Raw genomic sequence first — 26506 nt, 5'->3', positions numbered from 1 at the left:
GCGCCTAGCGGACGCCCAAATCCTCGACCAGCTCAAACGTTTCAAATACCAAAAGCGTGTCGCGGTCGAGCTTGCCTTGGGTGCCGAACTTTTTGGTCATGCGTTTGCGCCAGCCCTCAACGTCATTGTCTTCGCCCTCTTTCAGGGCCATCGTTGGGGTCACATTGCGGAATTTGACTTTTTCCACTTCCAACGTGCGGACTATCAAGGCGGGGTTGCCATCCCAATCGGCGACGATGTCAACACGCCCCGCGACAGGCAATGCGCCTTCGTCACCTTCGAATTCGGACCACGGCATACAGGTCGCGGTTTTTTTACCCACAGCGACCAATTCATTGAGCTGCTCACAGCGCGAACGATTGCTCGCCAGTTGGAACATACCCGCACCGGGATAAGTGACCTGAAGGTCTTCCATTGAGTCGTTTTGGTCGGTCATGACAGTTCGAATCCCGTGTATTGAGAGAATTTCTGTTTAGCAAAACCTACAGCAATAGATTTCATCACTTCAAATGCAACACTACCTCCGTTGGCTACAACAGAGGCTTTGGTTTTCTGCCAAATGTCTTCATCTTTAATGGCATCAAGATAGTCGTAACCAGCCCAAGTTAAGCGATAACCATAAGTTTGCTGATTTTGACCAGCGTTATGAAAACAATCTGCGACTAATCCCGCTTCTTTCATAAGATCAAAATGGGCTCGACGAATAGCATCACCAAATCCATACGAAACGCCGCTTTCATCCCAGTCGACGTCTGAAACCCAAAGTATAGCCTCCTCATGGCGCTCAACTGATATCAGTATATCTCGAATCAAATCGAAATCACGTTTCACCCGTTAATCCCCCCAGCCAGCGTTGGCACGCTAAGCGGATTAAAGCCGTAGTGTTTCAGCCAGCGCAGATCGGAATCAAAGAAGGCGCGCAGATCGGGGATGCCGTATTTCAGCATGGCCAAACGGTCGATGCCGATGCCAAAGGCAAAGCCTTGCCATTCATCAGGGTCGATGCCGCCAGCTTTCAACACATTCGGGTGGACCATTCCTGAGCCCAAGACTTCAAGCCAATCATCGCCCTCACCCACTTTGACGGTGCCGTTTTCCCATTTGCACTGAATGTCGACTTCAGCAGAGGGTTCAGTGAAGGGGAAATGCGAGGCGCGGAAACGGGTTTTGACTTCGGTGCCAAAGAACGCGGTAAAGAATTCTTCCAGCACCCATTTCAGGTTCGCCATAGACACGTCTTTGCCGATGCACAGACCTTCGACTTGGTGGAACATCGGTGTGTGTGTTTGGTCGTAATCACAGCGATACACGCGGCCCGGCGCGATGATGCTGATCGGCGCACCTTGATCCAAGAGCGTACGGATTTGCACGGGTGACGTATGCGTGCGCAAGACATGCGGCGGGCGATCGTCATCTTCGTCGCGGTGCATATAGAACGTGTCGTGTTCTTGGCGTGCAGGGTGATGCGGCGGAATGTTCAGCGCATCGAAGTTGTGCCAATCGTCTTCGACCTGCGGACCTTCGGCCACGGCAAAGCCAAGATCGGCAAAGATCGCATAGATTTCTTCAGACACGCGGCTGATCGGGTGAATAGACCCTTGGCGCGTGGGGCGCGCAGGCAGCGTCACATCCAGCCACTCTTCGGACAAGCGTTTATCCAAAGCGGCATCTTCCAGCGCGACTTTTTTGGCGGCAATCGCGGAATTGATCTCGTCTTTGAGCGCATTGAGTTTCGGGCCAGCCACTTGGCGTTCCTCGGCTGTCATTTTGCCCAGCTCGCGCATTTTCAAGGACACTTCGCCCTTTTTACCAACGGCTTTCAGACGGATGTCTTCGAGTGTCGCCTCGTCACCGGCCTCATTGATGGCGGTGAGGTATTTGTTCTTGAGATCATCCATGACGGTACCTTTATCTAACTCGTCCTCGTGCTAACGCGAGACGTGCAAAAGCGCAAGTAAACAGGCGATATCAACCCGTATTCAGCCTATATAGAGCGCCCGCAAACGGTGTTCTAAAAAACGCGCTTGCGCCTTGGACGGAGACAGATCGATGGCGCGGCGATAACTTTGCGCAGCGGCGTCCACCTGCCCCATGCGGACCAAAAGATCGGCACGACAGCTGTGATAAGGTTGATAGGCCTCAAGTTTCGCGTCGGGCATAAGCTGATCAAGCGCCGCCAACCCTGCTTGTGGTGCCTGCGCATAAGACAGGGCAACGGCTTGGTTTACAGCAATGATCGGATTGAATATCCGCGATTGCAGCACATCATAAAGTGCTACAATCTGGGGCCAATCGGTGTCGTCAAATGTGGCGGCTTGGGCGTGCAAGGCACTGATTGCCGCCTGAATGGAATATGATCCAGCAGGGGCATGGGACAAGGCGATTTCGACCAAATTTAGGCCTTCGGTAATTTTGGCACGATCCCAACGCGCCCGATTTTGCGCCTCAAGCGGTACAAAATTGCCTAACGCATCCATGCGCGCAAAGCGGCGACTGTCGCTGAGCAACATCAACGCCAACAGGCCTTTGGTCTCTGTATGATCAGGTAACAGCGCAGATAAAATTCGCCCCAAACGGATCGCCTCGGCCACCAAATCGCCCCGTGTCAAATCACCGTTGGACGCATGCGCGCCTTCGTTGAAAATCAAATAAATCACCCGCAGCACCGCATCTGTGCGCGGGGCGATGTCTTCGGGGTCTGGCAGTTTGAACGCGATGCCCGCAGTCGAAAGTTTCTTTTTGGCGCGCGTCAGTCTTGCTGCCATGGCCTCGGGCTTATCAACAAAGGCTCTGGCAATATGCTTGGTCGACAGCCCGCCCAAAGCGCGCAGCGTCAACGCCACACGGGATTTTTGATCAAGCGCAGGATGACAACACGTGTAGATAAGTTCCAAGCGCTGATCGGGGATGGTTGCTATATTCGCATCCGGCGCGCCCTGTTGCATCTCAAGCCAATGCGCCAACTCGTCTTCTTTACGCGTCATGGTGTTTTGCCGCCTGAGGCGATCCAGCGCTTTGCGCCGTGCCACGGAAATCATCCAGGCCGCGGGATTATCGGGCAAGCCTTTGCGAGGCCAGACTTGTAACGCAGAAATCACCGCATCTTGCAAACTGTCTTCGGCCAAGCTGTAATTGCCGACGGATGACGTAAGAGTCGCCAAAATGCGCCCCCAGTCTTCGCGGATCAAACGCGTCATCTGAGCTTTGGCAAGACGGTCTGTATCGACTGGGGGCTGCATGGGATTTAATCGAAGATCATGACAGGGCGCACTTCGACGCGGCCATAGGCGGCGTCTGGGATTTTGGCCGCATATTTCAACGCCTCGTCCAAATCGACGCAATCAAGGATATAATACCCGCCCAGTTGTTCTTTGGTTTCTGCGAAAGGCCCGTCAACCAATTCGGTTTTACCACCCCGCACACAGACGGTTGTGGCCGACGCGACAGATTCCAGTGCCTCGCCACCGATCAGCTTGCCAGCCTCGCGCACCTCTGCGGTGAAATCCATATAGCCTTGCATATAGGGGCCAAATTCTTCGGTTCCTGGCTGCGGGCCATTGGTCTCTGCATTGTAGATCAAAAGCATATATTGCATGGGTCATTCCTCTTTGTGTCAGTCTGAGTTCGCGAAAAGCTTCTGCTCTTCTGACTATAAGACGGATGAGGCAAACCGAAATCGACAAATGCAAAAAGTTTTTCCATAAAAAAACCGCGGACCTCTTATGAGGCCCGCGGTTTCAAATTTTAGAAAGCTGAAACGCGCTTATGCAGCGAGAGCAGCTTGTGCTTTTTCAACAATCGCTGTGAAAGCTTCTGGTTCGTGAACAGCCAAGTCAGCAAGAACTTTGCGGTCAACTTCGATACCAGCCAATGACAGACCATTGATGAATTTTGAGTATGTCAAAGCTTCATCATGTGCACGTACCGCAGCGTTGATACGCTGGATCCACAAAGCGCGGAAGTTGCGCTTGCGGTTTTTACGGTCGCGGGTTGCGTATTGGTTCGCCTTGTCAACAGCCTGCGTAGCTGTACGGAACAAGCGTGAGCGCGCGCCGTAGTAGCCTTTTGCGGCTTTGATGACTTTTTTATGACGAGCGTGAGTGACTGTACCACCTTTAACACGGGACATATTCTGAGCCTCCTATTAGCGGTTGTACGGCATGTACGACTTAACGATTTTCGCATCAGGTGCGGAAAGCGTTGTCGTGCCACGTGCGTTACGTAGAAATTTGTTGGAACGTTTGATCATGCCGTGGCGTTTGCCAGCTTGACCGGCTTTTACAAGGCCACTTGCAGTCACTTTAAAGCGCTTTTTGGCGCCTGACTTTGTCTTCATCTTAGGCATTTCCATCTCCTTTTTCGAGTGTTCGGATGGTTAAACGCGCGACTCGGCATGCCAGATCGCCGGACGCGCACCATGAGGCTGTGCAATTACTGTGGTCAGGTCAGCTTGGCAAGTGAAAAGGTTGAATTCAGTGGCGTTTTAAAAATAACGCCCGATAACGCGGGTCAAAGCCAGCGGAACATCGTCAAATCCGTAACCACCCGGCCTTTGAGTGACAGCAAAAACGACCAAAGCGCCTCCGATTAAGACAAGAACTGCAGCGGCGCGGGGGGGACGGCTTTCAGAGAAAGCCCCAACTAAGGCAGGCAGTGCCAATACAAGCACTGCCGCCCCAATTACCAGAAAAAGATCTGTGTCCATACCCATCACCTTATGCCCAAGTTGTTAGGGCCTATTATTCGGGGTCAGTATTGAAAATCAAGCGTTCATCACAAGGCGCAACGCGCAAGATGTTTGTAGACCCCGGCACATTAAACGGAACACCCGCTGTGACAACGATGTTGTCTTTCTCGGTTGCAAAGCCGCATGTGCGTGCTGCACGTGCCGCGTTCACAACAGCCATTTTAAACCGATCCACTTCGCCCGTGATCACACAATGCATACCCCAATACAGACAAAGCTTGCGTGCTGTGCGTGCCCGCGAGGTCATCGCGATAATTGGGACATGTGGACGTTCGCGAGCTGTCAACGCTGCAGTTGTGCCACTTTCAGAGTAACACACAATTGCTTTCACATCTGTGGTTTCAGCAATCTCACGGGCTGCCGATACGATCGCATCCGCAATCGTTTCTTTCTTACCGGCACGCGACGCATCCATAACGTCGAGATACACGGGGTCGTTTTCGACCTCCATCGCCACGTTGTTCATTGTGCTTACAGCCTCAATCGGGAAATCACCCGCAGCAGATTCAGCCGAAAGCATGATCGCATCGGCGCCCTCGTAAATCGCTGTTGCAACGTCAGAAACTTCAGCGCGTGTTGGCATTGGGCTTTCGATCATCGACTCAAGCATCTGAGTGGCAACAATCACGGGTTTGGCTGCCGCACGACATTTGCGGATCAGGCGTTTTTGAATGGGCGGCACAGCGTGCACCGGCAATTCAACCCCCAAGTCGCCACGGGCAACCATGATGCCGTCAGACACCGCCAAAATCGCATCAAAATCAGTAACAGCGGAAGGCTTTTCAATCTTGGACAGTATGAAAGCGCGTCCTTTGGCCAATTCTTTGGCCTGCAATACGTCCTCTGGACGCTGCACAAAGGACAAAGCCAGCCAATCGACGCCGAGGTCACAAACGAATTCAAGGTCTTTGAGATCTTTTTCTGACAAAGCCGCCAAAGGCAAAACCACGTCAGGCACGTTAACGCCCTTGCGGTTTGAAATCATGCCACCAACAGTCACAACACAATTGGCGTAGTCTTTGCCACAGTCTTCGACTTGCAAACGAATCTTACCGTCATTCACCAACAGGTTTGATCCGGGTTTAAGCGCTGCAAAAATTTCTGTGTGGGGCAGTTGCACGCGGGTGATGTCACCAGGCGTATCGTCCAGATCAAGACGGAACTTAGCGCCCACCTCAAGATCGTATGATTCTTCGGCGAACTTGCCGACGCGCAATTTCGGCCCTTGAAGGTCGGCCAAAATAGCGATTGGACGCCCCAAGTCGGCTTCAACTTTACGGATCATCGCGTGACGTTCGCGAATTTCACCATGTTCGCCATGGCTCATATTCAAACGGAAAACATTCGCACCAGCCTCGGTGAGGGAGCGGATCATGTCATAGTCATTCGATGCTGGGCCCAAAGTGGCCACGATCTTTACATTGCGAAGGCGTCTCATAGTTGCCTTACATCCTTTTATTATTTCAATTCGCGGTGGGCCGTCTCCTCTATGCCGCAAAGCGGAGCGCGGCACAACTGGCCCTTTATCCTCAAAGGTCTTATTAGAGACATGACAGCACAAGATGACGGTAAAATGAACGATTTTTCACCATTCCAGCAGATAACCGAGCAACGAACCGGTCGTTGGCTGATCACTTGCGATCATGCAACCAACAGCATCCCGAGCGAAATACAAGCAGATCTTGGCCTGCCGCACGCCGATTTATCCCGCCATATCGCCTATGACATCGGCGCACAGGGCGTTACCTTAGAGCTGGCGCGCCTGCTGAACAGCCCCGCCATTCTCAGCGACTTTTCACGTTTGGTGATCGACCCGAATCGTGGCGAAATCGATCCAACTTTGGTGATGCAACTATATGATGGCACAATCATTCCCGCCAATCGCCATATAGATGCGGCAGAAATTGCTCGGCGCTTGGATAGCTATTATCGCCCCTATCATACCGCCTATGAAGCCCTAGCCAACAGGCGTGACGATGTCGCGATCTGCGCCATCCATTCCTTCACGCCACAACTTAAGGCCCGCCCACGCCGACCTTGGCAAATTGGCGTCCTATCGCATTACGACAAACGTCTCACCGCACCTTTGATCAAAGCACTCGAGACCTCAAAGACTTTGCAAGCAGAGGCCGAAAAACTTGGCGAACGCCTAACCATTGGCGACAATGAACCATACATCGGGCACTTTCCCGGAGATGCAATTGACACCCATGCCATCAAACATGGGCGCTTGAATGTGCTTATTGAACTGCGCTCAGATTTGATTGAAACGTCTCAAGACCAACGCCGCTGGGCAGGTCTTTTAGCCCCGATTCTAGCGCAGACCCTCAAAGACACAGGTCTGTGACTACCCTTAGCCCCTGCCCCTTGAATTTCATGCTCACTTACCGCAGCAATAGGAACACGGTTCACGCAACACACAAGTGAGAGATCCCCCCATGCCCCATGTTGTCATCGACTTCTCAGCTGGCCTTGAAGACACAGCTGACATGAAACAGATGTGTATCGATATTCGCGATGCATTGGCGGCAGATGCCTCCATCCCTGCGCCCAAGAATATTCGCGTACGTGCCCGCGCCCATGACTATTTTGCCACCGGTTTTAGCGACCAAAGCTTTGCCCATGCCGACTTTCACATGCTAATTGGCCGCGATGATGCAACCAAAACCCATATGTGTGAATTGGTTCTCAGCGTGATGGAAAAACACCTGCCCCATGCAGCCAGCCTATCAGTCTATCCATATGACATCGCCAAAAGTGGCTCAGCCAAACGGATGAAGGAATAACCATGACACAGACCAAAGACATCGATGCGCAAACGCAACTTGAACTCGAGGCCGCAGCCTTTCGTCGGTTGCAACAGCACCTCATGCAAGACCGCACTGACGTGCAAAATATCGACATGATGAACCTCGCTGGGTTCTGCAGAAATTGCTTGTCGCGCTGGTACCAAGAGGCCGCCAATGCACGTGGCATTGAGATGTCCAAAGATACAGCCCGCGAACTTTACTACGGCATGACAATGTCTGAATGGAAAGCGAATTTTCAGACAGACGCGTCAGAAGACAAACAAGAACGTTTCAAAGATGCGTTCGAGGCCAATGTCAGCCATGAAACCAAACCTTAGCCGAGGTTATTGCGCGCTACCTATCGAGCCGACATATTAGAATCGCTTAACTTCAATTGATCTCGCAAACGCCAATACGCCCTTAGGTTGAATCTGTGTGTTAAAATTGGAAACAATGGATAGCTTTGGGGCAGATCATCACTTAATGATTAATAAATCATGAACAAAGTTTGACCTTTGTACGGGGTTTGGTATGCCTTTTTCACAATTGGAAATTGAAATTTCTTGCTGCATTTGTGAAGGATTTAACCATGTTGCTATTACTCGCTGCGTTGCCCGCAGTGTTGGGCCTCTCGTTTGTATTTGACGTCTGGGGGTCATCCTCTGACGATTCTGACAACAATGAGACAGAAACAACAGACGGCATCGACATAGAAGGCACCGAAGAAGACGATACCATTCAAGGCACTTCATTCAACGACATCATTAGCGGTTTGGGTGGCTCAGACATCGTTTCAGGTTTAGCAGGCGATGACACTATCGATGGCGGCGACGACGCCGATCTGCTTGATGGCAATGGTGGTGATGACACTCTCAACGGTGGCGAAGGCAATGACGTTATTTTAGGCGGTTACGATAACGACACCATCAATGGTCAAAGCGGCGATGATGCTATCCTCGGCGAACACGGCGATGATGAAATTTACGGCAACGATGGCGACGATGCTATTGGCGGTGGCAGTGGCGCTGACCTCATCAACGGCGGCTCGGGCAACGATGTATTGAGTGGCGGCGTAGGCATTGACACAATTAACGGCCAAAGCGGCGATGATCTTATCGGCGGCGGCTCGGGTGCAGATGTGATTTCTGGAGGTGACGGCGACGACATCATAACTGGGCAAGGCGGCGACGATACGATCACAGCAGGCGCTGGCGACGACCTAGTTGCAGGCGGCTACGACGATGACCACATGCTGCTTGGCGAAGGCAATGACACCCTTGGCTTTGGCGATGTTTACTTGGACAATGGTGATGATTTTGCCCGCGGCGGCGAAGGCAGTGATGCGATGATTGACCGCCTTGGATCGAATGAGCTGTACGGCGACGAAGGCTCTGACACCATTTCTGCAGTCGATGACATTTCCGATCTGAGCACAGGCGATCTTGTTGATGGCGGCTTTGGCATGGATACGATTTACGCGGACTCTGGTGACACTGTCACCGGTGGCGCAGGCGCTGACACTATTGTTGCGTACCAAGGCACTCAAGATGGCGTTGTTACGGTCACTGATTTTGATCCCGCCGAAGACACGCTGGAACTGATATTGGAAGGCCCGCTGCCGGCAGATATCACTGTAGACGTCGCTGATGTTGATGGTGGCGTTATGTACTCTTATGACAGTGTGGATATCGCATTCATCGAAAATGTGACCGCTGAGCAAATGGAAACAGCCAATATTTCATTCGCGGATGCGCCATCAGAAGACTTCCCTGAACTGGACACATTAGAAGACGTGGCACTGGCTTCGATCGGGTCTAATTCTTCCACGGACGAGGAAGAAGCAGATGCATCGCCTGAAACCGGCTCGGATGTGATTACTCCCAGTTAATCAATGACTGAACATCACCATATACAAAAAGGCCCGCTAATTTGGCGGGCCTTTTCTATAGAAAGCACTGATCGGTGAGCAATCAGATCGCCGCTTTGATCATCTCTTCAGTATAAATATCGCGCAGGCGTTTCGAAATATCACCCGGTACACCAGTGCCGATCTGCGCGCCGTCAATCTCGATCACCGGCTGCGCAAAACCAGTTGCAGATGTTACAAATGCCTCATCCGCCTCTTGTGCTTCTGCGATGGTGAAAGGGCGCTCTTCGACTTTCATCTGTGCCTCAAGCGCGAAACGCAAAATCGCAGCGCGGGTGATGCCGTGCAAAATATCGTTGCTCAACTGACGCGTGATGATGGTGCCATCTTTGACGATGTAGGCGTTGTTTGCGGTGCCTTCAGTTACAAAACCATCCTCAACAAGCCAAGCATCTTGGCAGCCTTTTTTCTTTGCCTGCATCTTGGCAAAGGAGGGGTAAAGCAACTGCGTGGTTTTAATGTCGCGGCGGCCCCAACGCTCGTCTGCGATAGAGATGACTTTGATACCCTCGTCCATCACTTTGCTGTCGACCATAGATTTGGCAAAGGTGAACAACACGATGCCACAAGGCACCTCTTCGGGATCAGGCCAAGCAAAATCACGTGTATCTGGCGCGCCGCGTGTGATTTGCAGATAAACGCCCCCTTCGTCCAGATTGTTTTTCTCAATAAGATCGCGATGGATTTGCAAAAGCTCATCCATCGTTACGGGAGAGACCATTTCAAGCTCAGACATAGAGCGCTGCAAACGGGTCGCGTGGCCATCAAAGTCAATGATCTTGCCGCCAATGATCGACGTCACTTCATAAACGGCATCCGCCATCAAAAACCCACGGTCGAAAACAGAGACTTTCGCCTCAGCTGCTGGAACATATTCTCCGTTTACGTAAACGATCTGGCTCATAGTGGTCTCCTTATAGGCGGGTTTATCCCCAAAGCGCGTGATGCGGCGGGTGCACCCCATCGGCGTCATATTGCAATGCGTTTTTACGGTCTTCGGCCAGAAGAAGCGGCCCGTCAAGGTCTGTTACGCGTGCGCCTTGCGCCAAAATCACCGCAGGCGCCATTGCAAGCGACGTGCCAACCATACAACCGACCATGATACCAAAGCCCTCGGCTTGCGCTTGCAGACGCAAGGCGAGGGCTTCGGTGAGCCCGCCGGTCTTATCAAGCTTGATATTAATCATATCATATTTGCCCTTAAGATCCGCGAGGCTGGCACGATCATGACAGGATTCGTCAGCACAGACCGGAAGGGGACGTTCCATCTGTGCCAACACGTCATCCTGTCCGGCGGGCATCGGCTGTTCAACCAGATCGACCCCCATCCGCACCAAATGTGGCGCGAGATCTGCGTAGACCTCTGCGCTCCATCCTTCATTGGCATCGACGATAATACGGGATTTAGGTGCACCACGGCGCACGGCCTCTAACCGTTCCATATCATCAGGAGTGCCCAATTTAATTTTCAATAATGGGCGAAAGGCATTTTTTGCTGCCGCCGCTTGCATGCTTTCAGGGGTGCCCAAAGACAAAGTATAAGCCGTCAAACAAGGCTTTGGCGCAGGCATATCTAACAATTGCCAAACACGTTTGCCCGCTTGCTTTGCTTCCAAATCCCACAAGGCGCAATCCACGGCATTGCGTGCGGCACCCGGCTCAAGCGCGTCTTGCAATTCGGCGCGTGTGATCCCTGCGGGCAGGGATTCGATTTGCGCGGTCACACTGTCCAAACTTTCACCGTAACGCGCATAGGGCACACATTCGCCCCAGCCCGTTACGGTGCCATCCGTGGCTTTGACCGTGACCACCTTTGCCTCTGTGCGCGATCCACGCGAAATTACAAAGGCTTCAGCAAGGCGAAACGCCTCGGCAGTTACGCTCAAGGTCACGGGCAAAGTCATGGCTTTTCCTTGGTTTAGTGTCTTATTTTTGATGCTTATGCAGAAACGGTGTCGTCCAATTTCACCAAAGCGTCAACCAAACGGCCAGCACCTTGACGGAATGGATCAACGGCAGGCACGCCCATTTCAGCTTCAACAGACGCAAGGTATGTTACGGCTTCGGCTTCTGACATGTGCTGCGTGTTCACTGAAATACCGACGATTTCACACGCAGGGTTTGCCCAGCGCGCCAACGGCAAGGCTGTGTCAGCCAAGGCTTGCAATGTTGGCAGATCGTAATCTGGCAGACCACGCATATGTGTGCGTGTTGGCTCATGACACAAGATCAGCGCGTCAGGTTGACCACCGTGAACAAGCGCCATGGTCACACCTGAATATGACACGTGGAACAAGCTGCCTTGACCCTCGATCAGATCCCAGTGATCGGCATCGTTGTCGGGCGAAATATATTCAACTGCGCCCGCCATAAAGTCAGCGACCACAGCATCCAACGGAACTCCGTCACCGGTGATCAAAATGCCTGTTTGGCCTGTGGCGCGGAAGGTCGATTTCAAACCACGTTCACGCATCGACGCATCAATCGCCAACGCAGTGTACATTTTGCCCACAGAACAGTCAGTTCCTACCGCCAAGCAACGTTTGCCTGTGCGTTTCACACCAGTCGCGATGGGGTAGTCCACTGATGGAACGCGCACATCGTGCAGTTCGCGCCCGCAAGCTTTGGCCACAGCAACAAGGTCTTCTTCTTCCGACAAAAGATTGTGCAAACCAGAAGCGAGATCGAAACCTTCCTCGAGTGCTGCAACCAAAACCTTTTTCCATGCTTGAGAGATCACACCGCCACGGTTGGCCACGCCAATCACCAGTGTTTTCGCGCCCGCAGCTTTGGCCTCGGTCAGCGACATATCTGTCAGCCCCATATCGGCCTTACAGCCGTCCATGCGCAATTGGCCAATGGCGAACTCAGGACGCCAATCTTTGATGCCTTGTGCAACTTTAGCGGCAAGCGCGTCTGGCGCATCGCCAAGGAACAGTAGGTAAGGTGTTTGGATCATGACAGCTCTCCAGTTGAATTTACGTCATACTGCCTGCCCTTTTGCGCAAGGTGCTTTCATTCTCACAGTCTTTTCGACACCAAATGGGATATATGATCGAATTTATCCAACAAATGGATAATTATTCCCACATATAGACAAGCTTAAGACATTGCAGCCAACCACTCAACGCTGAAGCCTCGTGCATCTCCCACTGCAGATTCGTAAAATTTCTGCAGGTGCAAAACAGCACTTGAGATTTAACGAGCAACATAATACCAACAACACCAACACTTGAGGAATATAATTACAAACGAGAATCATCATGTCTTTTCGCTTACAGCCTACTCCACCAGCCCGCCCCAATCGCTGCCAACTGTTTGGGCCTGGGTCGAACACAAAGCTATTTCCCAAAATGGCCGCCTCGGCGGCAGATGTGATCAATCTGGACTTAGAGGACAGCGTCGCCCCCTCTGACAAAGACAACGCTCGCGCAAATATCATAGACGCCATCAACACGATTGACTGGGGCGCTAAAGTGCTTGCCGTCCGGATCAACGCTCTCGACACGCCTTATTGGTATCGTGACGTGGTGGATTTGCTGGAACAAGCCGGCGACCGCCTTGATCAAATTATGATTCCCAAGGTGGGCTGCGCCCAAGACGTTTATGCCGTGGATGCGCTTGTCACTGCGATTGAGCATGCCATGGGGCGTCAGAAAAAAATCGCTTTTGAAGTGATCATCGAATCTGCAGCCGGCCTTGCCCATGTCGAAGAGATCGCCCAAAGCTCACCACGGCTTGAGGCCATGAGCTTCGGCGCGGCTGATTTCGCGGCCTCCATGGGGATGCAAACCACAGGCATCGGTGGCACGCAGGACAATTACTATATGCTACAAGGCGAGACCCGCCATTATTCTGATCCGTGGCATTTTGCACAAGCCGCCATAGTCGCGGCCTGTCGCACCCACGGCATTCTGCCTGTTGATGGCCCCTTCGGAGATTTCTCAGATGACGAAGGTTTCTGCGCCCAAGCACGTCGATCCGCAACGCTGGGCATGGTTGGCAAATGGGCGATCCATCCAAAACAGATCGCTTTGGCCAATGAGGTGTTCACACCATCGGCAGAATCCGTCGCTGAAGCCCGTGAAATTTTGGCCGCAATGGCGCAAGCCAAAGCCAATGGTGAGGGCGCGACAGTCTATAAAGGCCGTCTGGTCGACATCGCATCGATCAAACAAGCAGAAGTTATCGTTGCGCAATCAGAATTGATCGCTAACGTAAGCTAACTCCATTCAGGAGGAGGAGCCTGAATGTCGAGGCGAACGTCTCGAGATGCAAATCTCGGGACGTTTGTTTTTTCTAAGTGATTATTATTTATGCACTATTTCAAAGGCGCGCAGATTAAAGTGATCAAATCTTCCACTTGAGTGTCCTGCGGACGGTTCAAATAGACCTCAAAAGGCGGCGAATCACGGGGCACTTCACCTGATTCTGGCAACCATTCCCCAAACAAATAGCCATAAGCTTTGGCCAAACCTGCGTAGTGGCCTTTATATGTGAGAACGGCGAACTTTCCGCCTGTGATCTCCATCGTCTCTAAAGGTGGCGTGATCTCGGCATCCCCTAGAATTTGCGCACCCGCAAAACTGCGCAGCTCAGATTCTGGCACGGCTGACGGATCATCAAGATACACCCCAATCATTTGACCCAATTGCGGCCCAAGCCCACGCGTCATCAAGGTGGTCATCACCGCCTCGAACACCTCACCTATTTCCATATAGGCCCCACGATGCGACATCACGGCAAGACGGATATCTTCGCGAGTTTCGATTTTGACGTCATACATTTCATAGTCTCCATGTTCATTGAGTTGCAGCGCAGGCTGCGGCACTCCGCGTTTGCGAAAGGCGTCAGGTGTCATCCCATAAACGCTTTGAAACGCCCGCATAAAACTGCGCACATTCACGTAACCGCAATAACAAGCGATGCGATCAACAGGATCACGGGTTTGCAGCAACGCCGCAGACGCCCGAAACAACCGCACTCGTCGCGTAAAGGCCGCGACAGTTTCACCTGTCATGCCCGTGAACACGCGATGGAAATGAAATCTCGATAAAGCGGCGACATCTGCAAGCGTATCGAGCGTCAAATCGCCATCCAAATTACCGTAGACGTAATCCAGAACACGCATAAGACGCGCCTCATAGCTCTGTGCCATGGCAGTGGTCCTTTCTTTGCTGCACCTCTTGAATTGCACAAAGCCAATTCACAAATCTTGCTAAGTTGCACCCGGTGAAAAAAATCGCCATATACAAGTTTCAGGTGTACCGTATCGGAGCGTAATATGACCCACTATCTGGAATTCGAAAAACCCTTAGCGGAAATCGAAGGCAAAGCTGAAGAGCTGCGCGCCATGGCACGCGCCAACGAAGATATGGATGTCGAAAAAGAGGCCCTAGCCTTGGACGACAAAGCCGCAGCAATGTTGGTCGACATGTACAAGGGCTTGACGCCTTGGCGCAAATGTCAGGTGGCCCGTCATCCAGACCGCCCCCATTGCGCCGAATACATCGAAGCACTGTTCACAGAATACACGCCTTTGGCAGGGGACCGGAACTTTGCCGATGACCACGCCATTATGGGCGGCCTTGCACGGTTCAACGATCAGCCTGTGATGGTGATCGGTCATGAAAAAGGCAACGACACCAAATCACGCATTGAACGTAATTTCGGCATGGCGCGTCCCGAAGGCTACCGTAAAGCCATTCGGTTGATGGAACTGGCCGACAAATTCGGCATTCCTGTGATCGCTCTTGTGGACACCCCCGGCGCCTACCCCGGTAAGGGCGCAGAAGAACGCGGCCAGTCCGAAGCCATCGCGCGCTCCACCCAAAAATGTCTGCAGCTTTCCGTGCCATTGATCGCCGTGATCATCGGCGAAGGCGGCTCTGGCGGTGCTGTTGCTTTTGCGGCTGCTAATAAGGTCGCAATGCTTGAGCATTCAATTTATTCGGTCATCACGCCTGAAGGCTGTGCGTCTATCTTGTGGAAAGACGCCACAAAAATGCGCGAAGCGGCCGAAGCGATGCGCTTGACAGCACAAGAGCTGATCGAATTGGGCGTGATCGATCAAATCATCCCCGAACCCCAAGGCGGGGCACAACGTGATCGCGATGCCGCGATTGCGTCCGTTGGCAAAGCCATCGCAGGTATGCTTGCCCCGCTCTCTAAAGAAGACTCCGACGCCCTGATCGCTGCGCGTCGCAAAAAGTTCTTGGACATCGGATCAAAGGGTTTGGCTGCGTAAGCAACCAAGTGACTTTCAGCGAACAGACGTAAATAGAAATGGCCGCTCACTGCGGCCATTTCTATTATTTGGTCTCTTCAGCCTCGGCGGGCCGCAACTGATCCGCGGATATTTCAAATCCAGCATCGATCATCAATTGGTTCGATCTTGCTTCGACAGATGCCTCTAGATCCTTCATAAAGACCTTCAATCCACGCCCCGCTTCAATGCGCGGCAAAAATTCGACAACAGCGGTGCCGCGGCCACGGTAGATTCCTTGGCGTTTCCAAAACACGCCAACGTTGGTCGCGGCGGGCACGACGTCTTGCCCCAGCTCTTTGTACAACACACCGGTTCCAACTTTGAACTCGGCCTTCACCCCGGGGGCAATGCGCGTGCCTTGGGGAAAAATAATCAGCTGACCGGGACGGATATTGCCCGCTTTAACGTCTGCCACCATTTTCTTGATCGCCTGCCCACGTTTGCCACGATCCACGCCAATACAACCACAACGTTCAGCGTAGAAGTTGACGATAGGCATTTTTTCCAAAGACTTTTTCATGATGAATTTCGGACGCGGCAAAGCAGACACGATCAAAATGATGTCAAAGAAACTTTGATGTTTGGACGCGACGATAACTTCGTCTGTCGGCACCTCGCCACGCACTTCGGATTTCAGTCCGCAAATGGCATGGGCGCTCAAGCGCACCCAATGACACCATAGGTGAATCGCGATGAAAGCAAACTTGCGATCAAAAATAGCCAAGGGCGTAAAGATCAGACCAATGATGGTCATCGCCAGATACATCTGAAAGATAAAGATCAGGGACAGGACCCATTGGATCGCATAAAGCATTACATCAGCCTTTTTAATGTTTGTTTTGCCGCAAACTGTGTCGCGCCATAGGCCACACATGCTGCAAAAGGCGGAATAACAAAAGGCCAAAACCACTCATAGCCTTGGAATCCCAACCCAGTTAAGAACCCACCTGTCGTTTGTGCATTAGGCAACAAGGCGATGGCGACAGTCCCCAAAAACGCGCCGAACAGCGCGCCGCTAAAACCGCGAAACGTAAATTGGCGCACGAATGCTGACGCGATGTATCCGTCCTTGGCACCGACCAAACGCAGCACGCGGATCACCTGCCCGTTCGCCGCCAGTGCCGCGTTCGCCGCCAAAGTGATCATCGCAGCAGTAACACCGCCAATCAAAATCAAACTCACGACACCAAGCAAACGCAAACGATTGGCTGCCGTGATCAACGGTTTGCGCCAACGGGTGTGATCATCCAGCACAGCGCCCGGTGCCTCACCAGCAAGACGCAATCGCAGGCTTTCCGAATCGTAACCTTCGGCAGTCTCTTTCACATCGATCAAAACCGGTAATGGCAGGCTATCCAAAGGCAAACTCGGCCCGAACCAAGGCTCCAACAGAGCACGTTGTTCGTCCGCATCCAAGGCCCGCGCTTCACGCACGCCTGGCGTTGTCTCTAACACAGCCAAAGCCGCTTTCGTTTGCGCCTCAACCTGCTCAATCGGGGCAGAAATACGTACAGTCGATGATTGTGCCAATTCACCAGCCCAGCGATCCGCCAGACGCCCAGTCGCCAACGACAGAGTCAAAGCAAATACCGCCAAAAATGCCATAGCCGCCGATGTCAAAATCGTCAGCTGCGCAGTAAACCCAGACGGAGGCACGATACGGTCTTGCACGGTTTTATCAATTTTCAAAAAGGGCAAAAGAAAAGACATTACAAATCCACCCCTGCTTGCTGAATGCGCCGATTGGCGATGCGCAATACACGCGCTTGGACTTGCGATTTGGCTTGTCTGATCAGATGCATATCATGTGTGGCGATAATGACCGTTTTGCCCATTTTGTTCAACTCAACCAACAATTGTAGCAATCTCAGGGACATTTCCCAATCGACGTTCCCTGTTGGCTCATCTGCAATGATCACCTCTGGCGACATGATCACAGCGCGCGCCAAGGCCGCACGTTGGCGTTCGCCGCCGGACAGTTCGGCAGGCAATGCATCTGCGCGCTCGGACAAACCGACCCATGACAGCAACTCATTCAAGTTCGTCTCATCACGCGACTTGCCTGCGACAAGCAGTGGCAGCGCGACATTTTCGGCAACACTCAGATGATCCAAAAATTTGCAATCTTGATGCACCACGCCAATATTGCGGCGCAGCCCAGCAACGTCGTCACGCGCAATATTACGCGTATCTTTGCCCAAAAGCTGGACCCTGCCAGCTGTGGCCTGCAACTCGCAATAGCATAATTTTAGAAAAGTGGTTTTACCCGCCCCAGATGGTCCAGTCAGAAAATGAAAAGATCCCGGCGCAAGAGACAGGGAAATTTCGGTTAATAGATCCTGACCACCATATCCGTAGGCAACATTGTTAAACTCAATCACACTTGGCCCCCATCCCTCGGTCGCGACAGTTTTGCCTCACAGAGGGGTACGATTCAATCCAACTGTTGCAAAAACATGGACAATCGGCCATCCAACGTTAATAAATTAGGAAAACAAAGCAGTTACACCACACAAAACCGGTGGCAGAGGAAAATATGCGGCTTATTTGTCCCAATTGCGGCGCTCAATACGAAGTTGACGCGAAAGTCATTCCAAGCTCTGGACGCGATGTTCAGTGCTCCAATTGTGGTCACACATGGTTTCAGCGCTCCGCAGAAGTCGATTCGGACCTCGCCCAAGAGATGGGGTTCGAGCTGACAACGGATGATGCGGCCACAAATGAGCCGATTGAGACGATGCCAGACGACCAACCTGCGCCTGTCGCACCGGATTTCGGCGATGACGATGATGCAGAGTCCAGCGATGATATAGTTTCCGCAATCAGCGACGCAGCCCCTGTTGAAAGTCAGGACGATGCCGAAGAAGACGAAGCAGGCGCGCCAGACATTGCTCAAGCTGTACCAGTTCAACGATCTGCCGTATCCGAAAGTGTTCGCGACATTCTGCGTGCCGAAGTTGCCTATGATCAAAACGTAAGACAGCCACAGCCTGACGCACTGGAAACCCAAACAGAACTTGGTCTTGAAGAAGCTCCGTCACCAGAACAAAAACAGGGATTGCGCGAACGCATGGCCCGTCTGCGCGGGTTAAACCCCGTCGATCTCACAAAGGCAGCGTCAGGATCAGGCAAGCGCCGCGATTTACTCCCCGATATCGAAGAAATCAATTCCACGCTAAGCGCAGCCTCTGACCGCGATGTTGATGGCACGGTTATAGATGACGAAACACGCAAAGAGCGCGCGCGTCGCACAAGCTTTCGCACGACATTTTTGATCTTTATTGTCGTCGTTATTTTCTTGGTGCTACTCTATGCTTTCGCACCGATCTTGGCGCAAAAAGTACCGGCTCTTGAGGGCCTGCTGAATGCCTATGTGACTGCGGCGAACGCTTTTCGCGCTTGGCTGGATTCAATACTTTCCTCAACAAGCGCGCGTTTGAATGCGCTATTGGGTCAATTGAACGACACAGCTTAATCTAAAACCGCCCCTCAGGCCCCTTTAGAACCGATCCAGTAGGCGTTTTAAGTATTCCAATTCTTCATCTGCCCGTTCTTTTTGGGCTGAACGTCGCCGGATTTCGTCTAATAATTCTTCTGCTTGTTTGTAAACATCATCTTGATCAGGCGCACCGGCGCCCTCGCTGCCAACACCGGCCCCCTGATTGTCGCCATCACGGCGGCCCAACGGATCACGCCCACCCGACTGCCCAGACTGGGACTGACCAGACTGCGCATCTTGGGGGTCACCAGATTGGCGCAACTGTTCATTTAAACGCTTCAACCCATTGCGCAACGCCTCCATCGCACGGGCCTGATTGTCCAATGCTCCCGCATAGTCTTCATTGCGCAAAGCCTCTTCCGCATCTTCCATCGAGCGCTCAGCACGTTCCAATTCAGAGGCAGCTCCGTCACCTTGCTGTGACGCCTCGGGTGGCAAGTCACGCCCCTGCTGTTGCGCTTGACCGCGCAGGGTTTTCTGACGATCTGCCAACGCGCCTGCACTGTCATCAGAAGGGGACTGTTCAGTCGGGTCCTCGCCTGAGCCAAACTGTTCTTGTAGATCAGAAAACGTCTCGTCATTTAAGTCTTGCTGCTCTCGCAGCATATCTTCCAAACCTTCTATCGCTTGCGCCCCAGGCCCCTGGCCTTGCGTCACTTGCATGTTTTCAAGCATCTCGTTGAGCATTTCCATCAACTGCTGGGCCTCGGCCATACGACCTTGTTCCATCAGTTCTTGGATACGGTCCATCAATTCTTGCAGTTGATCGGCCGTCACATCAAAGGACTCGCCATCTTGTGCTTCACCTTGATCTTGGTCCTGCTCTTTGCTTTGCTGCTCTGCGCGTTGGCGAATGTAATCTTGCGTGGCATCTCGCAAATCCTGCATAAGTTTCGCAATTTCATCAGGTGTCGCGCCATCACGCATTGCTTGCGTCAAACGTTCTTGAGCACGGCGTAACCGCTCAAGCGCTTGAGACAATTCTCCATCCTCAAGGTCTACTGCAATCGTCCAAAGGGTCTCGGCGACAGTGTCCCAAGCCTCAGCAGACATGTCTCTACCTTCTGTCTCGATCAGCTCTGCAACGGAGCGCAGATTTGAAAACAAAGCACGATCGCCGTCAAAGGAAGCGTCTTGTGCATAACTGACAGCACGAATGATTTGTGCCGATCTGGAGGCATTCATACGGCTCCACAGCAATTCCCGCCGCACATCGACTAAAGCGGCAGCAAGAGGATCAAAAAATTTACGCCCTGGCAAAATGGTTTCGTTTTGCCCCGACACAGCCTCATGTCCAGACACATCCCATACTTTCAAACGCACATGCACCGGCAAGCCAGAAAACGCATGACGTGATAAATTCTCAGCGACGACCCCTTCGAAATCTTGACGTTGCAAAGCACGCGGCACTGGAATGGACAACAGCACAGACTGCCGTGGCTCAGGGTCCACACGATAGCCGTATTGTGCCACGATGGCATTTTTATCCAACTCTATTTCTAGCTGCGCGCGGGCTATGCCAAAATCGTCTGACATCCGAAACGATTGGCGTAATTCACCAGAAGGCGCACGCGTCATGTCACCAATCAGTTCAGCGACAGGTGGCTGATCAGGCAAAAGCGCCACATTCCACAAACGTCCCGTATCGCCCTTGATCTCAATCTCGCCTGTCTGCTCGAGCGTAAAGTCTTGTGCTACCGACGTGGCCTGATCACTTTCGCCAGAAACCGTTTGGCGCATCTCCAAGTCATCAGCATCACCGTACAAACGAATTGTTACTTTCGAATTTTGCGGCGCGGTAAAACGCTCTGGCATATCGGCAAGATACAATGTCGGTTTACCAGTATGGGCGGGCGGTTCGATCCAGCCTTCCCAAGAAGGCCCAAGGGCAATGTCCTTTGCAAGGCTCCCCTCCCCAAACCGCAGTGAGCCCGTTCCAAACAAAAGCCCCATAATCAAAACCGTGATTGCCATCAGCCGCAACGCATAAGGGTCGCGCGTAGACAAACGCACATGGGGTCCAATTGCGCGTGCAGTCCATGCCTGCTCGGCCATACGGGTTTGGTGCGCTTGCCAAATGCCTTGCGTTTGCGCATTGCCATGGCCTGTCGCCGCAAGATCTTCCAGCGCTTGAAGCGGATGATGTGGCAAAGTTTCGTCAACGCGCGCTCGCGCGTCCCGCATGGTCGGCATTTGAAACCGCTTCGCGCAAATACCGAATGACACGCCAAGACAGACCATCAAAACGATCAAGACCCAAGCGCTTGCAAACGCAAAGGCACCAAACATTGCCGCCGCAAGCGTAGATACTGCCAGCACACCAAACCAAAGAAACGCTTGAACAAACCGTTCAACGACAAGCCCCACAAACGTGAGACGCAATGTGTGTTTGATGTGGCGCGTCAACGCGCGCTCAGTTGGCATCTGTGTATCCATGACCTTTTGCCCGCATTCTCTGGACGCGGGTCAAAATGATCCGCGCGTTAGAGCCATTCAGGAATTGTATCGCGATTTATCATTTCCTCATAGGTCGGACGTGCACGGATGACAGCGAATTGATCACCATTCACCAAAACTTCGGGAATAAGCGGCCGCGAATTGTATTCGGACGCCATAACTGCGCCATAAGCCCCCGCAGACCGGAACGCGACCAGATCATCTGGCCCGAGCGCCGTCATCTCGCGCGCTTTGGCAAAGGTATCGCCTGTTTCGCAAACAGGACCCACAATATCATAAGTGGTTTTCTCGCTCGCCGCACTCGGTTCAACAACAGGTACGATATCGTGATGCGCCTCATACATGGAAGGACGGATCAAATCGTTCATCGCAGCATCGATGATCAAGAAATCGCGCCCCTCGCCATGTTTGAGATAAATCACAGACGAAACCATCACACCAGCATTGCCAGAAATCAAACGCCCAGGCTCGATCTCGATCTCGCACCCTAAATGACCAACGGTTTTACGTATCACATCGCCGTATTCCATTGGCAAAGGCGGCGCCTCATTGGACCGTTCATAGGGAATACCAAGCCCACCGCCCAAATCCAGACGACGAATATTGATGCCATCACTGCGCAAGACCTCGGTCAGATCAGCCACTTTGGTGAAGGCCAATTCAAATGGTTCAAGCTGCGTCAACTGTGACCCGATATGCACATCAATACCTGCGACATCGATGCCTTTCATCTTGGCAGCACGAGCATAGACCTCGCGTGCGGCTTTGATGGGAATACCAAATTTGTTTTCACTTTTACCCGTGGCAATTTTCGCATGGGTTTTAGCGTCAACATCAGGGTTCACACGGATGGCAATCGGAGCTTTTACACCCATCGAAATTGCAACTTCGTTCAATGCTTCAAGCTCGGGTTCGGATTCGACATTAAATTGACGAATGCCACCAGACAGCGCCGTGCGCATTTCCTCGCGGGTTTTGCCAACCCCAGAAAAAACGATACGTTCGCCCGGAACACCGGCAGCGCGCGCTTTTAGGTATTCCCCCATCGACACAACGTCGATCCCAGCGCCAAGATCACCAATCAATTTCAACACAGCAAGGTTGGAATTCGATTTCATCGCAAAGCAAACAAGATGGTCCATGCCGTGCAAAGCTTCGTCAAAAAGCGTAAAATGACGCGTCAATGTCGCTGTTGAATAACAATAAAACGGCGTTCCAACGGAAGCAGCAATATCGCTCAAAGCGACATCTTCAGCGTGCAATACACCGTTGCGATATAGAAAGTGATCCATGGGCCGCACCTTTCAAAGTAAAGTTGCGCTGGAGATACTGGAATTCCATGCGCAATGAAAGGGCTGTGAACATGCAAAAGGGCGCCCCTCATGGACGCCCTGTCACTCCGCGATATACGCCTTAGTTCGAACCGAAGACCAATCCAATGGACGTTGACGTGCTTACACCGCTATTTGAGTTCATGGATACCGTTGTGCCGCCAGTCACTTTCGGCGGCGTCGGTGCGCCATCTGCACCACAGGATGCAATGAGACAGCAAAACGCAAGAGCCGTAAACAGTCGTGTCATCCAAGAACCTCTTTCCAACGCGCAATCTGAGCACGCACCTGCGACGGTGCCGTACCCCCATAGCTTGTCCGAGATGCCACTGAATTTTCAACAGTTAATACTGTATACACACCTTCAGTGATGGCTTCATGTGCGGATTTCATCTCATCAAGGCTCAGATCCGGCAGATCACACCCCTTAGATTCGGCCAAAGCAACCAAAGCACCTGTTACATGATGCGCATCACGGAACGGCAAGCCAGCCTCACGCACCAACCAATCGGCCAAGTCCGTGGCGGTGGAAAACCCAGACGCTGCGGCCGCGCGCAGACTGTCCACATTCGCGGTCATGTCCGACACCATGCCTGTCATCGCGGCCAATGCGAGCATCAAGTTGTCTGCTGCATCAAAAACTTGCTCTTTGTCTTCTTGCATGTCTTTGGAATAGGCTAACGGAAGGCCTTTCATCACGGTAAACAAAGCCACCATAGCACCCATGATGCGACCGATTTTTGCGCGAATCAGCTCAGCTGCATCTGGGTTTTTCTTTTGCGGCATGATGGATGAGCCTGTTGAAAAGCGATCCGACAAGGTCACAAAACGGAATTGCGCAGACGACCAGATCACCAATTCTTCTGAAAAACGCGACAAATGCATGGCTGTGATCGACGCGCAGGACAAGAATTCCAACGCAAAATCACGGTCAGCAACAGCATCAAGCGAATTGGCGGTCGGGCGATCAAATCCCAACGCTTCAGATGTCATATGGCGATCAATAGGAAATCCAGTGCCAGCCAAGGCCGCAGACCCAAGTGGGTTTTCATTCATACGCGCACGCGCATCTTTGAAACGCGACACATCGCGGCCCAACATTTCCACATAGGCCATCATGTGATGACCCCATGTCACAGGCTGCGCCGTTTGCAGATGCGTAAACCCAGGCATAACCCAATCAGCACCAACTTCAGCTTGACCGAGCAGCGCTTTGATCAAAGCTTCTAACCCATCGATGCAGGCGTCCATTTGGTCCCGCGTCCACAATTTAAAATCTGTAGCGACTTGATCATTGCGAGACCGCGCGGTGTGAAGGCGCCCTGCGGGTTCTCCAACAATTTCTTTCAGCCGAGATTCGACATTCATATGAATATCTTCAAGCGCCGTCGAAAACTCGAAAGTGCCGCTCTCTATTTCTGACAATACCGTGAGAAGCCCTTCACGAATGGTCTTGGCATCGGTATCAGTGATGATACCTTGTGCAGCAAGCATTGCGGCATGGGCGCGCGAGCCTGTAATATCTTGGAACGCCAAGCGTTTGTCGTAACCTATCGAAGCGTTGATCGCTTCCATGATTGCGTCTGGACCTGCGGCGAACCGCCCGCCCCACATCGCGTTGGATTTTTTGTCGGTCATGGACACACCCAAATGTTAAATAAGCTAATCGTTGCCCTCCTCTACACGGCCCTGAGCCTTACTGCAATTGCCGCACACGGCCAGGATATGTCCGATATTGCGCAAATGCGCGAAGGATCGATGCGAAAACTTGTTTTTCACTCGGCCCCCCAAGAGGTGTCCCAAGTTCCATTCACCACACCAGACGGCACCGCTTTCACGCTGTCCGATTTTGAAGGTGAATATGTATTGTTAAATTTTTGGGCCACTTGGTGCGTGCCTTGTCGCAAAGAAATGCCCGATTTAAACAACCTGTCCAAGGTGTTTTCCGACAAGGGTCTTAAAGTGATCACAGTCGCGTCCGGCCATAACCCATTACCTGCGATAAATAAATTTTATAGCGACGCGGCATTGGACAACCTGCCTATTTTGCTTGATCCCAAAGGGGTATTTTCTCGTGACATGGATGTTCTGTTTTTGCCGATCACCGTTATCATATCGCCCGAAGGCCAAGAAATTGCACGCCTAAAGGGGGATGCCGCATGGGCATCTCAAGAAGCAATTTCTCTTTTAAATGCTCTTATCGAACCGTCAGGAAATGCGGCCGAATCGATCGATTGACAGCACTGAATGGGTGTTCGCCATATCAATAAGCTCTGATATTCTTTCGGCGTGTTCCAGAATGCGTTTCAAACACAAATCAATTTCTTTATGAAATTTGTCTAGCTGATCAATAACAGGCGTCAGTGAGACAGACTCTGCACCAAGTCGCCCCGCCTCAACACGACAAAGAACTCGAATTGAATCGAGCCCCGTTACGAGCTGACGCAAATCCTTTGATGCCCGCGCAAGTCCTAAAACCTTAATGCTGGCTTCTTTTATAGCTTTACCAGATTCGGTCGCATAGCTTTGCAATAATTTTTCTCGGTTTTCAGCTTCGAAAACACTATCGTTCAAAACACGTGTCTCCGATTGAGGTCGATCGCATCGTGCTTGCAGTTCTTTTAGGAGTTGTGCCACAGCGGCAAGGAACAGTGCAGCGTCCACCTGAGCAGACACCTCCGACGACACGGTTCGCTTCGATCCTTTTTCACTTCTGAAGCCATCCAAATGGCCTTGAACCTCGTCGGACATCAATCGATAATTTTGCGAAATAGCAGAAATAGGGCCACCTGCGGGCTCCAAACGTGAAGCAACAATTCGCATATTAGATGGAATCCCGCGGATGGCTTCAAAGAAATCAAACAGCTTTTGTTGCTCATCGCTCAGCTCTAAAAGTTGGCGAGACATTGCCTTCAGCGCAAAGGTCAACTTGCTCGAGCTGCGGGAGAGGGCAACGTCACGCGCCGAAATTTCTTGTCCGATTGCGTGAGACGAAAACGATTCGTAATCGTCGAAACCTTCGGCTTTGAGGGACGCTAAAATAAACTCGGCACTCTCTTCGGCTGATAGGCCTTCGCGCTCTTGTTCCAACACCGTCGCGTACAGATCTCGCGTTTTATCAAACAATTCTGACGACGGTTTCAGCCTAATCGACATGTAACCATTCTCAACAGGCGAAATGATAGCATAAACCCAGTAAGCTTTGCCATTTTCACATTGATTTAAGAGATAAACGCCAGCGGATTCATTTTTTTCAAGGTGGCTCCAAAGAATCTGGAACACCCCTTTTGGCATATCGGGGTGACGGACAAGGTTATGGGGGGCCCCCAACAGCGCGTCCCATTCGAACCCAGACACACGCTGAAAAACATCGTTGCCTCCAGTGATTATCCCGTGTTCGTCAGTGGACGAGAAAAACAATTCGTCGAAACCGAGCCGAACTTCATCAAGATAGCTTTGAAACGTTGATTGTCTGACGTCAGCACCCG

29 protein-coding genes are annotated in these 26506 nt (G+C 52.1%); 8 read left to right on the top strand and 21 right to left on the bottom strand.

The genetic code is table 11. The features are described 5' to 3' along the window. Positions 1-4: 4 nt before the first annotated feature. The 9 genes from KO503_RS17620 to pyk all read right to left on the bottom strand — a co-directional run bounded on the left by KO503_RS17620 (position 5) and on the right by pyk (position 6185). Positions 5-436, bottom strand: a complete 432-nt coding sequence (locus tag KO503_RS17620) for an ASCH domain-containing protein (RefSeq protein WP_215992861.1) — start codon at positions 434-436, stop codon at positions 5-7. Next, complete coding sequence (locus KO503_RS17615; protein WP_215992860.1) at positions 433-831, bottom strand: DUF2513 domain-containing protein; 399 nt, start codon at positions 829-831, stop codon at positions 433-435. The genes KO503_RS17620 and KO503_RS17615 overlap by 4 nt, the downstream gene beginning before the upstream one ends. Beyond that, entirely contained in the window at positions 828-1898 is a 1071-nt protein-coding gene (gene pheS, locus KO503_RS17610; protein WP_215992859.1) for a phenylalanine--tRNA ligase subunit alpha, read from the bottom strand. Before pheS ends, KO503_RS17615 begins: the two co-directional genes overlap by 4 nt. 81 nt (positions 1899-1979) lie before the next feature. After that, positions 1980-3239 carry an RNA polymerase sigma factor gene (locus KO503_RS17605; protein WP_252731173.1) on the bottom strand — a complete coding sequence of 420 codons (1260 nt, stop codon included), beginning with the start codon at positions 3237-3239 and terminating at the stop codon, positions 1980-1982. Positions 3240-3244: 5 nt separating this feature from the next. Then, positions 3245-3595, bottom strand: a complete 351-nt coding sequence (locus KO503_RS17600; RefSeq protein ID WP_252731172.1) for a YciI family protein — start codon at positions 3593-3595, stop codon at positions 3245-3247. Between the two features lie 168 nt (positions 3596-3763). Continuing rightward, positions 3764-4129 (bottom strand): 50S ribosomal protein L20, encoded by a 366-nt coding sequence (gene rplT / locus KO503_RS17595; protein WP_215944369.1) that lies wholly within the window; start codon positions 4127-4129, stop codon positions 3764-3766. 15 nt (positions 4130-4144) lie between these two features. After that, on the bottom strand, positions 4145-4345 hold the full coding sequence (rpmI, locus tag KO503_RS17590; protein WP_215992858.1) for a 50S ribosomal protein L35: 201 nt from the start codon (positions 4343-4345) through the stop codon (positions 4145-4147). Between the two features lie 138 nt (positions 4346-4483). Then, on the bottom strand, positions 4484-4705 hold the full coding sequence (locus tag KO503_RS17585; protein ID WP_215992857.1) for a hypothetical protein: 222 nt from the start codon (positions 4703-4705) through the stop codon (positions 4484-4486). Between the two features lie 34 nt (positions 4706-4739). Further along, positions 4740-6185 carry a pyruvate kinase gene (gene pyk / locus KO503_RS17580; RefSeq protein ID WP_215992856.1) on the bottom strand — a complete coding sequence of 482 codons (1446 nt, stop codon included), beginning with the start codon at positions 6183-6185 and terminating at the stop codon, positions 4740-4742. 111 nt (positions 6186-6296) lie between these two features. Between pyk and KO503_RS17575 the strand changes: the two genes are divergently transcribed. The 4 genes from KO503_RS17575 (at position 6297) to KO503_RS17560 (ending at position 9424) form a co-directional block, all read left to right on the top strand. Continuing rightward, entirely contained in the window at positions 6297-7094 is a 798-nt protein-coding gene (locus KO503_RS17575; protein WP_436836518.1) for an N-formylglutamate amidohydrolase, read from the top strand. A 91-nt stretch (positions 7095-7185) separates the two neighbouring features. Further along, positions 7186-7533 carry a 5-carboxymethyl-2-hydroxymuconate Delta-isomerase gene (locus KO503_RS17570; protein ID WP_215992855.1) on the top strand — a complete coding sequence of 116 codons (348 nt, stop codon included), beginning with the start codon at positions 7186-7188 and terminating at the stop codon, positions 7531-7533. A 2-nt stretch (positions 7534-7535) separates the two neighbouring features. Beyond that, positions 7536-7874: a DUF1244 domain-containing protein gene (locus KO503_RS17565; RefSeq protein ID WP_252731171.1), complete on the top strand. Its 339-nt coding sequence runs from the start codon at positions 7536-7538 to the stop codon at positions 7872-7874. 251 nt (positions 7875-8125) lie between these two features. Continuing rightward, the gene (locus KO503_RS17560) at positions 8126-9424 is read left to right on the top strand and encodes a calcium-binding protein (protein WP_215992854.1); all 1299 of its coding nucleotides are present in this window, start codon (positions 8126-8128) and stop codon (positions 9422-9424) included. Between the two features lie 82 nt (positions 9425-9506). On the opposite strand, the gene KO503_RS17555 is transcribed toward KO503_RS17560, so the two are convergent. From KO503_RS17555 to dgcN, 3 genes are read right to left on the bottom strand one after another with little or no spacing between them, the layout of a single operon-like run. Next, the gene (locus tag KO503_RS17555) at positions 9507-10367 is read right to left on the bottom strand and encodes a D-amino-acid transaminase (RefSeq protein ID WP_215992853.1); all 861 of its coding nucleotides are present in this window, start codon (positions 10365-10367) and stop codon (positions 9507-9509) included. A gap of 22 nt (positions 10368-10389) precedes the next feature. Next, positions 10390-11367: an N-acetyl-D-Glu racemase DgcA gene (dgcA, locus tag KO503_RS17550; protein ID WP_252731170.1), complete on the bottom strand. Its 978-nt coding sequence runs from the start codon at positions 11365-11367 to the stop codon at positions 10390-10392. A 35-nt stretch (positions 11368-11402) separates the two neighbouring features. Continuing rightward, entirely contained in the window at positions 11403-12422 is a 1020-nt protein-coding gene (dgcN, locus tag KO503_RS17545; protein WP_215992852.1) for an N-acetyltransferase DgcN, read from the bottom strand. Between the two features lie 304 nt (positions 12423-12726). Here dgcN and KO503_RS17540 point away from each other — a divergent pair, with 304 nt between their 5' ends. Further along, entirely contained in the window at positions 12727-13689 is a 963-nt protein-coding gene (locus KO503_RS17540; protein ID WP_215992851.1) for an L-malyl-CoA/beta-methylmalyl-CoA lyase, read from the top strand. Between the two features lie 95 nt (positions 13690-13784). On the opposite strand, the gene KO503_RS17535 is transcribed toward KO503_RS17540, so the two are convergent. Continuing rightward, on the bottom strand, positions 13785-14621 hold the full coding sequence (locus KO503_RS17535; protein WP_215992850.1) for an AraC family transcriptional regulator: 837 nt from the start codon (positions 14619-14621) through the stop codon (positions 13785-13787). Between the two features lie 126 nt (positions 14622-14747). Here KO503_RS17535 and KO503_RS17530 point away from each other — a divergent pair, with 126 nt between their 5' ends. Further along, positions 14748-15710: an acetyl-CoA carboxylase carboxyltransferase subunit alpha gene (locus KO503_RS17530; protein ID WP_215992849.1), complete on the top strand. Its 963-nt coding sequence runs from the start codon at positions 14748-14750 to the stop codon at positions 15708-15710. 64 nt (positions 15711-15774) lie between these two features. Here the strand turns inward: KO503_RS17530 and KO503_RS17525 are convergent, their stop codons facing one another. The 3 genes from KO503_RS17525 to KO503_RS17515 are packed head-to-tail and all read right to left on the bottom strand — an operon-like array spanning position 15775 to position 18112. Beyond that, positions 15775-16545, bottom strand: coding sequence for a lysophospholipid acyltransferase family protein (locus tag KO503_RS17525; protein WP_215992848.1), 771 nt, complete (start codon positions 16543-16545; stop codon positions 15775-15777). Then, positions 16545-17441, bottom strand: a complete 897-nt coding sequence (locus tag KO503_RS17520; RefSeq protein WP_215992847.1) for a cell division protein FtsX — start codon at positions 17439-17441, stop codon at positions 16545-16547. The genes KO503_RS17525 and KO503_RS17520 overlap by 1 nt, the downstream gene beginning before the upstream one ends. Then, the gene (locus KO503_RS17515) at positions 17441-18112 is read right to left on the bottom strand and encodes a cell division ATP-binding protein FtsE (RefSeq protein ID WP_215992846.1); all 672 of its coding nucleotides are present in this window, start codon (positions 18110-18112) and stop codon (positions 17441-17443) included. Before KO503_RS17515 ends, KO503_RS17520 begins: the two co-directional genes overlap by 1 nt. A gap of 155 nt (positions 18113-18267) precedes the next feature. Here KO503_RS17515 and KO503_RS17510 point away from each other — a divergent pair, with 155 nt between their 5' ends. Further along, entirely contained in the window at positions 18268-19206 is a 939-nt protein-coding gene (locus KO503_RS17510; RefSeq protein WP_215992845.1) for a zinc-ribbon domain-containing protein, read from the top strand. A 24-nt stretch (positions 19207-19230) separates the two neighbouring features. On the opposite strand, the gene KO503_RS17505 is transcribed toward KO503_RS17510, so the two are convergent. The 4 genes from KO503_RS17505 to argH all read right to left on the bottom strand — a co-directional run bounded on the left by KO503_RS17505 (position 19231) and on the right by argH (position 24656). Continuing rightward, on the bottom strand, positions 19231-21654 hold the full coding sequence (locus tag KO503_RS17505; protein ID WP_215992844.1) for a DUF4175 domain-containing protein: 2424 nt from the start codon (positions 21652-21654) through the stop codon (positions 19231-19233). A 59-nt stretch (positions 21655-21713) separates the two neighbouring features. After that, on the bottom strand, positions 21714-22979 hold the full coding sequence (gene lysA / locus KO503_RS17500; protein ID WP_215992843.1) for a diaminopimelate decarboxylase: 1266 nt from the start codon (positions 22977-22979) through the stop codon (positions 21714-21716). 121 nt (positions 22980-23100) lie between these two features. Then, positions 23101-23268, bottom strand: coding sequence for an argininosuccinate lyase (locus tag KO503_RS17495; RefSeq protein WP_215992842.1), 168 nt, complete (start codon positions 23266-23268; stop codon positions 23101-23103). Then, positions 23265-24656, bottom strand: coding sequence for an argininosuccinate lyase (gene argH, locus KO503_RS17490; protein ID WP_215992841.1), 1392 nt, complete (start codon positions 24654-24656; stop codon positions 23265-23267). Before argH ends, KO503_RS17495 begins: the two co-directional genes overlap by 4 nt. Positions 24657-24668: 12 nt before the next feature. On the opposite strand from argH, the gene KO503_RS17485 reads away from it, so the two are divergent. Then, complete coding sequence (locus KO503_RS17485) at positions 24669-25256, top strand: TlpA disulfide reductase family protein (protein ID WP_215992840.1); 588 nt, start codon at positions 24669-24671, stop codon at positions 25254-25256. Here KO503_RS17485 and KO503_RS17480 read toward each other — a convergent pair. Continuing rightward, positions 25227-26438, bottom strand: a complete 1212-nt coding sequence (locus KO503_RS17480) for a PAS domain-containing protein (protein WP_252731174.1) — start codon at positions 26436-26438, stop codon at positions 25227-25229. The two genes, KO503_RS17485 and KO503_RS17480, sit on opposite strands and share 30 nt — an antisense overlap. Positions 26439-26506: the final 68 nt, after the last annotated feature.

This window comes from Pacificibacter marinus (genome assembly GCF_018860505.1).
Classification (GTDB): Bacteria; Pseudomonadota; Alphaproteobacteria; order Rhodobacterales; family Rhodobacteraceae; genus Celeribacter; species Celeribacter marinus_B.
This window is presented reverse-complemented; position numbering and strand designations above follow the sequence as displayed.